Here is a 12,718-nt window from a genome sequence, read left to right as displayed (position 1 = left end):
ATATATTATCGTTATAAAATAGATATAAATATTTATTTTTAACCTTTTTACCCGTAAGTTTTTCCAATGCTCGTGCATAATAATAAATTTGAATTTTATATTTCTCTCTCATATTCTCTAAGCTTTCTACATAATCTGTCTTGTAATCCAAGAGCACTAATTCATCTTTCTCCTGAAAATAGCAATCTATTACGCCCTGTACCAGCACTTTCTCATTATCATAAATTTTTGAAGGCAGTTCTTTATATATTTCACTGCTGCCTACTTCCATGTAAAAGGGAACTTCTCTATACAAATTTTCTGCTTTTTTCATTCTTTCACCAATAGAAGAATTAAAAAATTTTAATATTTTTTGTATTGATATGGATTTTGCCTCTTCTTCAGTTATAAATTCTTCCAGCACCAATTTGCGTATCTGCTCTTCTATTTCCGAATAGGAATTGACTTTTTTAATATCAATATGCTGCATTGCCAAATGCATAACCGTTCCTTTTTCCGCTGCAGTAAGACCTCTACTCCCTTTTAAAAAGAGTGGTTTTTTTAAATATACGGGTTCTATAAATTCCACACTATCTTCTCTATCTATAAGATTGAATCTTCTCTTCAATTCCGATACTGAAAATTTGGCAGGTATTTCAGAAGCCTTTTCATATTTATATTTCCAGTTTAGTCTTTTATTGACCTCTTTTGCACATGTCTTCTTACAAGAAATTTTATCTAAATTTTTGATCCATTCCGTTATATCATCTCCACGGACTTCTCCAGTAGATATGCCTTTTATAAAACTATCCATACCCTTAATATACATTTTCCATATGGATTCGTCCTCTTTAACTATCCAATTTGAATTATTTTGGGAACCTGCAATATCCCTGATAGGTTTTCCAAAAGGATGTCTTGCAATTGCTGGTCCTATCCAATCTAAAAAGTTTTTAGCATTCATAAGAGCATATTCTGAAATTTTAGATTTACTATAAGAAGCATACTCACACCACTTTTTAGCTGTTTTTTCAATGTCCCTCACCATTCCTGTTATTATAAGCTTCTCTTTTGCCCTGGTAAAAGCTACATATAATATTCTCATCTCTTCAGAAAGAGTCTCAATTTTTAATTTTCTCTTCAATACCTGCTTCATAATCGTAGGATAGGATATATGTCTTTCAATATCTATACAATCTGGCCCAAACCCTAATTTATCATGGAACAACAAACTTCTATTTATATCTATTAAATTAAAATTTTTCCCTGCTCCCGACAATATTACTATGGGAAATTCTAAACCTTTACTCTTGTGTATGCTCATTATCCTGACCACATCTTCATTTTCCCCGAGAACTTTTGCACTTCCCAGATCTCCACTGCTGCTTTTAAGTTTATTTATAAAATTTATAAAATTAAAAAGCCCCTTATAGCTGCTTTTCTCATACTGCTTTGCCCTTTCAAACAGCATCCTCAGATTTGCTTGCCTCTGAACTCCTCCAGACATAGCCCCTACAAAACCATAGTATCCCGTCTCTGTATAAAGATGCCATATAAATTCATCTATGGGCATATATATAACTTTTCTCCTCCAGTTTTCAAGCCTCTTCAAGAACTTTACAACTTTACATTTCAATACATCATCTATGCCCTCCAGAGAATATTTTGAGTTTGTGCTTTCCTCTGCCACTGCTTTGAGTACCTCATAAAAGGGTGCTTCCCTGTTTACCATTCTCAAATCCATAAGTTCTTCTGGCAAAAATGTTTCTATAGGTGATCTAAGTACTGCTATCAGCGGTATATCCTGTATTGGATTGTCTATTATTTCAAGAAGTGACACTACAGTTTTTATTTCAACGGTATCAAAATAACCTGTCGAAGTATCTGCAAATACAGGTATCCCAAAATCATTCAACTGTTCCACAAAAGTTGATGCCCAATTTCGAGTTGCACGCATCAATATTACTATATCCCTGTACATAACATTTCTATAGCAATCCATTTTACTGTCATATACTTTAAAACGCCCCTCAACTGATTTTGGGTTCACCAATTCATTTATTTTCCCCGCCACCATACGGGCTTCCACTTGAATGTTATCCAACATTTCCTCATTATCCAGCTCCAATCCTGACTCAGCTTCCTTTTTGTCAGCCATATAGATTTCTATGGCTCCCCCAGATTTCCCACTGCAATCTTTATATTGAGCTGAACTTATCAGGCATTCGTCATCATTATAATCAAGCTCCCCTACTTCCCTGCACATTATTTGCTTGAATAAATAGTTCACACCATCTATTATCTCTTTCCTGCTTCTAAAATTTTCAGATAATTTTATTTTTCTATTTCTACTTCCCTTTCTTTCAGAATAGGCATCATATTTTTGTAGAAATAACTCCGGTTTTGATTGTCTAAATCTATATATACTCTGTTTTACATCCCCTACCATAAATAAATTTGCATCTTGATCTTTTCTGCTTATCATATTTATTATAACTTCTTGAACTTCATTACTATCTTGGTATTCATCTATAAATATTTCCTGAAAATATTTTCTATATTCCAGGGCAACCTGCGAAGGTATTTTATGTCCCATATCATCCATATCTGTCAATATATCAAGACAAAAATGCTCAATATCACTAAAGTCCAGCACTCCTCTCTCCCTTTTTTTATCATAATATCTGCTGCTGAAATCCATCACAAGAGTTACTAGACAGTTAATTCTAGGATACACCTTCTTCATATCTTTAACTAGATTATCTGAATTTAAAAATATGCTTTCCCTTATATCATTTAACTTTTTCTTCACTTCATCTTTTATATCTCTAACACTCTTTTTTATACTTTCTATATCATCTCCTGTTTTTTTACCAGGAAGCTTATGAAATTTCAATTCCATAAACTCCTTCTTCATTTCATTCCATGAATTAGTTTGAAGTATTTTATCTATACTTTTAATATCATCTTCAAAAGGACATATATAATGTTCCAGACCTATAGTGCTTTTAATTATCTCCAGGGCATTTTCCATTTTATCTCTATAGCCGCCGACTTCTACATTCAAATTATGTATTAACATCTTAGCCCACAGAGTATCTTCGAAATTAAAATCTTCCCCCACATTGAAATCTTCTGCAGCTTCCTCTAACCATTTTTTAGGCCAGGGATTACTTCTTGAAAATTCATACAGAGATATAATCATATTTTGAAGCCTTATGTCATTTTTGTCCCTGAAGCTATCCACCAGCTTTAAAAATTCACTTTCTGCATCCTGATATTTTTCCTCCAGAATTTCTTGAAGTGCATCTTGTTTCAAGAGTATGGCCTCAGTATTGTCACACACTCTAAAACCTGGATCTAAATCTATTAAATGAAAATTGCTCTTTATAATTTTAAGACAAAAAGAATGAATAGTCATTATATTGGATTGATTCAACAAGGCCAGTTGCTTTTGAAGATTCTTAGAATTGCAGTTCATCTCCAATAACCTTGAAAGTGCTTCTCCTATTCTCTCTTTCATTTCGGAAGCTGCTGCGTTTGTAAATGTAACAACCAACAACCTATCTATATCTACATCTTCATCAGTGTTAGTTATCTTCTGTATTATTCTTTCCACCAACACTGCCGTTTTACCTGTTCCAGCTCCTGCTGCTACTAACAAATTGCATTTTTGTGTAAAAATAGCTTCACGTTGAGCTTCAGTCCACTTTTTACTCATAGGTATCATTCCTCTTTATCAAATACTGTATTAAAATCAATAGACTACCTTATTCTTTCCAGAATTCTTTGCCTTATATAAATTCATATCTGCTTTTCTTATGACATTCTCGACATTCTCGATATTTTCATCTTTATTATCAGATATACTTATTCCTATAGAAACTGTGACAAAGCATAATTTTCCATTATATTCTACAGGTTCTCTTTCTATAGATTTCCTTATACTGCTCATCCTATTATATACATCTAACATTTCTTTAATATCATACATATATATTATGATTTCTTCTCCCCCATATCTGGCTACCATATCTTCTTTTCTCAGGTTATCTTTTATAATACTACTCACCCTTTTAAGAACCATATCACCACATTGATGTCCAAAAGTATCATTACAGTTCTTAAAATTATCTATATCCACCATTATGATGGCAAAACCCCTTCCACAATTTTTTATTTTCTCCTGTATAGCAGAGAAAAAATAGTTTCTATTAAATAAATTCGTGAGAAAATCTCTCTGAGAATTTTCCTTTATTTTATTGTAGAGTCTATTATTTTCTATACATATGGCAATTTGATTGCTAAGAGCAGATAATAACTTTATACTGCCCTGATTTAAATAATTGTATATATTATGTTCTACTAAAATAGCTCCCAAAAGTTCTTCTTTCAAGTATATAGGCATAAATAGAGAAGAATGTACCTGAATATCGCTGCCCATGCACATATTGTCCACAGAATTAGCTAAACATGGAGTTAATTTGGACAACTTATGTTCATTATATTCTCTTATTTTAAAATGATGATCCGTATTGTACAAATTAGTACATTTTAACTTTAATTTTCTATTCTCAAGAAGATATACACTAGAATAATTCACCCCTAAAATCCCTATCATTATATCATTTATCTTAGAAATTATCTCATCGCTGCCAAGGCATTTATTTATATATTGACTTATCTCTATTATTGAAGATAACATATCCAGTTTTTTATCCAATTCCCTAATCTCTTTATTCTGCTTTTGTATGGTTTCTTCCGCTAATTTTTGATAGCTTTCATAGTCACTTTTAAGTTGATTATATCTCTCCAATAATGATATAAACATAAATCTCTCCTCTATTACAATCTATTTAACTTAAATATGAGCAAAAACTGATTTGAACCCAAAAATTGTTTATTATATATACAATTTCATTAAATTATCGCTTTTTACAATAATACCAGTAAAAGTATATATTATTAGTAAAATTTTTCCTTTAAAATATAAAAATACATTGCCCATAAATAAATATAAAAACATACAACAAGCTTATATCTAGCTATTTCTATTTCATATTATACTACTCATTAAAGGTATATCATAGCATTTTCATATAATACTTATCGCGAATTTATACCGTTATTTTACAAAATTTAGCTATGGTTTTATGTTCAATATTCATTATTGTTTAATTTTTTACAATATATAAACAAAATTTACCAAATTATTGTTGAAGATAATCTGGTAAATTTTTATATTGAAATTTTATTTTAAAAACTTTCTCACTTCAGATTCCATTTGCCCCATTTCACATACAGTATTATGTATAATTTCACGTTTATTCAATTTCTCTATAGGCTTAGGGATTTTAAGATCAGCTGCCTTACTCATTACCTCTATAAGTTCAAAATCATCTACCTTATTATATTTGTCATCCAAAGCACCCATTACAGATCTGGTAAACTTAAAGGGACTCGCAGTAGAAACTATTACGGTCTTAGTATTATCATGAGTCTCCAGTAAATATTTTTTATATACAGAATAGGCAACTGAAGTATGAGTATCCATAAGGTATCTATATTTGTCAAACACCTCTTTTATGGATTGCCTTGTTTCTTCATCAGTGGCAAAACCGCCATAAAATATATTCATTCTGCTCTTCATGTGTTCGCTAATTTTATATCTCCCAAATTCATTTAAGTCATTCATAAGCTCCTTCACAGTAAAAGCATTTCTGCCGCTTATATCATATATAAATCTTTCTAAATTACTGGATATCAATATATCCATTGAAGGAGATATAGTAACTAAAAACTCTCTTCTAGCATCGTAAATTCCACTATTTAAAAAATCACTCAGCACTTTATTTTCATTGGAAGAACATAAAAGTCTATTTATAGGCAAGCCCATTTTTGTAGAGTAATAAGCTGCAAGTATATCTCCGAAATTTCCTGTTGGAACTGCAAAATTTATTTTTTCTCCGAACTCTATTTCCTTTCTCCGCAGAAGTTCCATATAGCTGTAAAAATAATATACCATCTGTGGTATCAGTCTTCCAATATTTATGGAATTAGCCGAAGAAAACATATATGATCTTTTATTCAGTTCCTCTTTTAATTCAGCGTCATTAAAAATCTTTTTAACTTCTCTTTGAGCATCATCAAAATTCCCCTTTATGCCAAGGACCTTTACATTCTTTCCTACTTGTGTGATCATCTGTTTCTTCTGTATATTACTTACCCCTTCTTCTGGGAAAAATACCATGACTTTTGTTCCATCTACATCTGAAAAGCCCTCCAATGCTGCTTTCCCTGTATCGCCGGAAGTTGCAGTAAGTATAACTATATCTTTATGCAAATTCTGCTTTTTAGCTGCAGTTTTCATTAAGTAAGGGAGAAGGCATAATGCTATATCTTTAAAAGCCAGTGTCGGTCCATGAAATAATTCTAAATAAAATACATCTCCCTCTTTGTTTAAAGGAGTTATAATATCTTTTTCAAATTTATGATCATAAGCCATGTCTATACATTCTTTCAATTCTTTTTCATCAAAATCTGTAAAGAATTTTTTGTTTATGTACAATGATAACTGTTTAAAAGTCATTTGTTCACAATTTTTTAATTCTTCTTTACTAATAAATGGAATACAGTTAGGTACAAGCAATCCTCCGTCTTCAGCTATGCCTTTTAATATAGCCTCAGATGCAGTTAAATTCTCATTTAAACCCCTCGTGCTATTATAATAAATTTCCTCCAAATTGTATCACTCCTTTTAAATTGTATTTATTTAGTCGGTTGCAGAATGCTGCAACCATTGATTTTACTAACTTTTTTAACTCTTTAATTATATATTTCACTCCAATGTGGTATCCTGTTAAGGGGATCAATCCACAACAAAAACCACAAAGGAGGAAATTGCAATGTTTTGTTTATCTGATTTTAAACAATTAAATTTTAGCGACCAGCTATCTGAACTTAACACTTTGTCTTATCAGCATCCAGTTAAACTTTTAAAGCTTCTTGAAGAAAATTTTGATATTAATGCCTTTATTCCTAAGTCATTTACCGATAGGTATTACTCAGAATTAGGACGCGATAGAAACTTCAGTTTAGCATCAGTGCTTTCATTGCTAATTGTAATGCATATATTTAAGATCCCTACAACCAGTCTTCTTTGTATATTTTTAGCTTTATCCTCAGACATCAGGAAGTTCTGTGAACTTGATAGGCAAATTCCTGATGAAACTTTCATCAGCAGATTTAAAACTACCTTTGAAAAACAGATTGAGGAGTTATTCAACTCAATGACTCTTAAGATTATTCAAATATGTGACGATATTGATGAAAATCTACTTAAGAATTCACCCAATAAAGGTCTCAATTCCATGCTTATCTACGATACTTCAGGCTTAAAGCCAAAAGTTAAAGAGAATAACCCTAAGACACTGGTTTCAGAAATAAATAAGCAAAAAGCTTTCGCTAAAGTTATTAATAATAAAGATTTTAACCCCTATGCTGCCGCATATAAGAATATGCCGAAGTTTGCACATAGAAGCTTTAGACTAAAGTAAGAAATTTAAATAAGCTTATCAAATATGCTGCTTAATACACATATACACAGTTAAGTATCATCCTACATGCTTCGCATACCCCTTTTCAAAAGGCTTATTTAGCATTTTCTTTTTTGCTCAAATTTAGGGAATTTTTTAAAAGTTATCCACACTTTTAAAATTTAAATTCTGCAATCATCTAAATTGTATTTATATAATACCATATGGTATATAACTTGAAAATTATTATTTATCTAAAATTAAAATATATTTCAATTAGCCCTTTTTACTTTTACACAATAAAGATATAATATGATTATAAACTAAAATTATAGACAAGGAGGTAAAATCTTTGGGAACTTATTTAGATAATGCCGCTACATCCTATCCAAAACCCAATGTAGTAATAAATACGATTTCAAACTTTATGAAAAATATAGGTGCTACTGCAGGAAGAGGCGCTTATAAATCAGCTATTACTGCTGATAGGCTTATCTTTGATTGTAGAAATAATATATGTAAATTATTTAACGGTAAGGATCCTTCTAAGGTGATTTTTACTTATAATATAACTGATTCATTAAATATATTAATAAATGGTATATTAAATCCAGGCGATCACGTTATAACCAGCAGCCTAGAACATAATTCCGTATGGAGGCCATTAAAAACTCTCCAAAGGGATAAAAATATACAGATATCTCAGGTACCTTGTACCTCCAAGGGAATAACTAACCCAAAAGACGTGGAAAAACTCATAAGGGAAAATACAAAATTCATAGTATTCACCCATGCTTCCAATGTACTTGGAACTATTCAACCTATAAGAGAAATAGGTGCGCTGGCAAAAAAACACAATATAATTTTTTTAGTAGATAGTGCTCAGACAGCAGGCGCTTATCCCATAGATGTTCAAAAAGACAATATAGATATTCTTGCTTTTACAGGGCACAAAAGTCTTTTCGGTCCTACTGGCACCGGTGGATTTTTACTTAACTGCGACACAAACATACGGCCTTTAAAATCAGGCGGTACTGGAGAAGATTCTAAAAATCCATATCAACCTGATTTTTACCCTAACAAATTTGAAGCAGGGACTTTAAATGTGGCGGGAATAGTGGGTTTAGGTGAAGGCATCAAATACATATCCAATTTAGGAGTTGAAAATATAAGAGCCAAAGAAGATGAAGTAATTGAATATGCACTTAAAAGGCTAGAAGAAATTCCCAAAATATGTATATATGGTCCTAAAGATCCCCAAAAAATAGTTGGTGTCATTTCTTTCAATATAAAAGGTATATCCGGTGAAGAAATAGCTTTTAAACTTGATCAGGAATACGACATAATGATAAGAGTTGGATTTCACTGCGCTCCAACGGCCCACAGAATCATGGGTACCTACGAAATTGGAGCCATGAGAATAGGTATAGGATATTTTAATACAAAAAAGGATATAGATATTTTAACAGACGCATTAAAAAATATAGTTAAGAGCTATAAATTATGAATTAAAACATTAAAACTAATAAAGGACTGCTGTACAAAATTAAATTTGTACAGCAGTCCTTCTGCCATAGTACCATATCTATCATGTATTATTCGTATTATCCTTTTTTAAGGATCCTATTATTTTAAATATGATTATAATGATTGCAGTTCCTGCTATTGCTGAAATAATATAACCCACTATGTCATTTGTACCCGATAGGGAATAATCTGCTGCAATAGCATGATAGTCCATTCCATGCTGAAAAGCATGCGGTATATATCCTACTAGAGATTTTATTCCTTCCGTATCCCATTCACCCCATGCATCCCCACTGGCTAAAAGGCCTAAAGGGCATAATACTACTAATGCTATCAAAATTCCATATAGCGGTTTTCTATTACTTTCCTTTACTTTTTGGCCATTATTGTATATCATAGACGGTGATATTTTTTTAACATAGGCATATACTGCTGCAGTTATAGCTCCTTCCAATATACCTATTAAAAGGTGAACTAAAACCATAGCTGGAATGGACACATTTAATCCATAGGGACAGTAAATGGCATGTCCAAAGGCATCTTTAAAGAGAAGAGGTTGTATTCCAAATTCAATAGAAGCTATAAAAGCTGCGGCCACAATTCCCACATACCCTCCAATAAAAGCTGATATATACTCTCCTCTGTCTCCTTTTAACCTGTTTTTTACAAATTTAAACACTGTATAACCTACAAAGGGCATTACAAATGCCATATTAAAAGTGTTTGCTCCGAAAGCAAGAATTCCTCCATCCCCAAAAAAAAGTGCCTGTATAAGCAAAGCTATACTTACTGAAATAGTTGCTGCATAGGGTCCCAATAAAATTGCAATTAAAGTCCCTCCTACAGCATGAGCTGTTGTTCCACCGGGAATAGGGACATTAAACATCATAATCAAAAATGAAAATGCTCCACATACCCCTAATAATGGTATCTTTTTTTTGCTAACATCTGTCTTAACTCTCTTGACAGCTCTTGCCCATATCGGCAGCATTATCACACCCATAACTGCACAAGTGGAAGGGCTTAGATAATTATCTGGAATATGCATAATAAATACCTCCTCTAATTCTAAAATTAATATAAACCCAATTATAATATTTTAAACTCAACGTATTCCATTCATATATCTTAACGAGCATTTTTCATACCATTATTTTAAATATACACCTATTTATCTCTTTAAAACTTCAAATATTTCAGATAAACATTTTCAATTACCCTAAATAAAACAATTCTCTTATACTGTCATATTTTCTTCAAAATTTATCTGTAATATTATAGTCCATTTTGGATTCAATTAAAAATAAGTTTTTCTCAAAACGATACCAATTCTGTATCATCTTGAGAAAGTCCCTGCATTTTATTTCATTTTGATATCACTTTAGCTTTTTAAGGCTTCTTCCGCATGATAGGAACTTCTCACTAAAGGAGAAGAAGCAACATATTTAAATCCCAATTTTAACCCTATTTTCTTATACTCGTCAAACACGCGCGGATGAACATATTCAACTACAGGGTGGTGTTTTAAAGAGGGAGCTAGATATTGACCTATAGTGACAATATCACAATTAACTTCTCTTAAATCTTTTAATACCTGTATGATATCCTCCCTTCTTTCTCCGAGTCCAAGCATAAATCCCGATTTGGTTAAAATTGAACTGTCCATTATCTTAACCCTATTTAACAATTCTAACGAACGTCCATATACTGCCATAGGCCTTACTTCACTATAGAGTCTAGGGGCAGTTTCTACGTTGTGATTTATAACATCTGGCTTTGCATTTACAACTTTTTTTAAGGATGCTCTATCCCCCTTAAAATCCGGTATTAAAACTTCTATAGTTATGCTTTTTTTTAATCTTTTTATTTCTTCTATCACCCTAGCAAAATGGGAGGCTCCTCCATCTTCCAGATCATCTCTGGTAACAGAAGTTATGACTGCATGCCTTAGATCCAGTTTATCCACTGCTTGAGCAACATTTGCAGGTTCTTTTTCATCCACATTTTCAGGTTTAGCCTTGGTAACATTGCAAAAAGTACAATTTCTAGTACAATTTTTGCCCAATATCATAAAAGTTGCCGTTCTCTTATTAAAACATTCCATCCTATTAGGACAATTAGCTTCTCTGCATACAGTATTTAAAGAATACTTCTTTAATACACCCTTAACTTCTCCCGAAAATTCTCCACCTCTTATTTTAACTTTCAGCCAATCTGGCTTTCTACCTTGCATAAAACACCCTTCTCCTTTTATGACTTTTATTCAACTTGCAATTTACTTGGATAAGTTCCTCTAAAACATAACCTCCATGATATTCTCAGCATTTATACCATGCATATACATTTCAACGCTTACATCTTTAAGTACTTTTAAAACTTCGTCTTCATCATACCTGACACCCATAAATTTATTTTCAAATTCCCCAATTTCCCTTTTACTAAAAAAGTCTCCAAAAAAATTTATATGTTCTATTGCTCCCCTACACACGTTTATATAGACTTGTACAATTCCTCCCTTAAATTTTTTTTCGTTAGAATAAGTAAATTTCTTGAAGTTACCATAATTCCACTGCCACAGAGCATATTTATTATCTGATATTCTTTTTATTTTTTTCCAGTCCTCTTTTGAAAATCTATAGGTTTTCACAAATTTACATTCTTCCATTATTGATTTTATTAAGAAATTTTTAAATTCTATTGTGGTCATGGGTTCCTTAATATATTCACATAAATTTGTAACTCTGCTTTTCACTGACTTAACAGACTTATCCGAAAATTTTATCCTATTTACATTCAGGGCTCCATTTAAATTTTTCATGTCAACCGAAAATAAAATACTTCCATGGTGCAAAATTCTATTCCCATGTTTATACTGAGAATTGCCAGAAAACTTCTTATTATCTATGATCAGGTCATTTCTACCGGAAAGTTTAACATCTAAGTGCAATTTCTTTAACGCCTTTATTATTGGCTTAGTAAACCTTCCAAAATCCGCAAATGTACTATCATCAACTACAGCTATAAATGTAAAATTCAGTGTTCCTAAATCGTTAAATATAGCTCCCCCTCCCGACATTCTTCTGACAACTGATAAATTATGTTTTTTTACATAATCCACATTTATTTCTGACATTGTATTTTGATTCTTCCCAATTAAAACACAGGGTCTATTTCTCCACAACATGAAACATTCTTCATTGAATTTATCCATCATATATTCTTCAATGGCATGATTTATATAAGGGTTGGTATTATAATGTTCAATAAAGATCATATAAAATTCCTCCTGTTTATAATTATAATTCAAAATAAAATCAAATACCACATTACTGTATAAAAATAAGGCCTCTGAAGGGTAACTATCCTTCAAAGAGGCCTCTCTTAGGGAGTTTGGGGATATATAATAGTTAGGAACTCTGATACTATATCTCAAAGGAAAACATTTAAAATTTCATTAAATAAATTTTAAATTCAATTCTAGTATGTTTTCAGTATATAAAATAAGACTAATTTTTTAATCATTATTGTATAGAGCATTTATTTGCATCATCTTTAACTTCAATTTATTAAAATATATCCTACTAATCAATAAATGATTTCCTTTGATACATATTATTATATAATATTTTATCTGTCTCTTATAAAAATATCCGAGACCACGAGAACGTACTAGATAT

Annotated in this window: 8 protein-coding genes; 2 read left to right on the top strand and 6 right to left on the bottom strand. The window is 31.5% G+C overall.

Annotated elements, in window-relative coordinates; translation table 11 throughout:
• The 3 genes from addA to thrC all read right to left on the bottom strand — a co-directional run.
• Positions 1-3,700: helicase-exonuclease AddAB subunit AddA (gene addA, locus J5G60_RS11845; protein ID WP_150357929.1), on the bottom strand; the 3,700-nt coding region annotated here is incomplete at its 3' end.
• Positions 3,701-3,736: 36 nt separating this feature from the next.
• Positions 3,737-4,810 carry a sensor domain-containing diguanylate cyclase gene (locus J5G60_RS11840; RefSeq protein ID WP_150357928.1) on the bottom strand — a complete coding sequence of 358 codons (1,074 nt, stop codon included), beginning with the start codon at positions 4,808-4,810 and terminating at the stop codon, positions 3,737-3,739.
• Between the two features lie 420 nt (positions 4,811-5,230).
• Positions 5,231-6,721: a threonine synthase gene (thrC, locus tag J5G60_RS11835; protein WP_150357927.1), complete on the bottom strand. Its 1,491-nt coding sequence runs from the start codon at positions 6,719-6,721 to the stop codon at positions 5,231-5,233.
• A gap of 163 nt (positions 6,722-6,884) precedes the next feature.
• Here thrC and J5G60_RS11830 point away from each other — a divergent pair, with 163 nt between their 5' ends.
• Positions 6,885-7,535, top strand: a complete 651-nt coding sequence (locus J5G60_RS11830; RefSeq protein WP_150357926.1) for a transposase — start codon at positions 6,885-6,887, stop codon at positions 7,533-7,535.
• A gap of 331 nt (positions 7,536-7,866) precedes the next feature.
• A complete protein-coding gene (locus J5G60_RS11825) occupies positions 7,867-9,021 on the top strand; it encodes an aminotransferase class V-fold PLP-dependent enzyme (protein ID WP_150357925.1) in 1,155 nt (384 codons plus the stop codon).
• Between the two features lie 81 nt (positions 9,022-9,102).
• Here the strand turns inward: J5G60_RS11825 and cbiM are convergent, their stop codons facing one another.
• The 3 genes from cbiM to J5G60_RS11810 all read right to left on the bottom strand — a co-directional run bounded on the left by cbiM (position 9,103) and on the right by J5G60_RS11810 (position 12,315).
• Positions 9,103-10,089, bottom strand: a complete 987-nt coding sequence (cbiM, locus tag J5G60_RS11820; RefSeq protein WP_150357924.1) for a cobalt transporter CbiM — start codon at positions 10,087-10,089, stop codon at positions 9,103-9,105.
• Positions 10,090-10,422: 333 nt separating this feature from the next.
• Entirely contained in the window at positions 10,423-11,274 is an 852-nt protein-coding gene (gene lipA, locus J5G60_RS11815) for a lipoyl synthase (protein WP_150357923.1), read from the bottom strand.
• Between the two features lie 60 nt (positions 11,275-11,334).
• Entirely contained in the window at positions 11,335-12,315 is a 981-nt protein-coding gene (locus J5G60_RS11810; protein WP_150357922.1) for a lipoate--protein ligase, read from the bottom strand.
• Positions 12,316-12,718: the final 403 nt, after the last annotated feature.

The sequence above is a fragment of the Clostridium sp. HV4-5-A1G genome (assembly GCF_900184915.1).
GTDB classification, from domain to species: domain Bacteria; phylum Bacillota; class Clostridia; order Clostridiales; family Clostridiaceae; genus Clostridium_B; species Clostridium_B aromativorans.
This window is presented reverse-complemented; position numbering and strand designations above follow the sequence as displayed.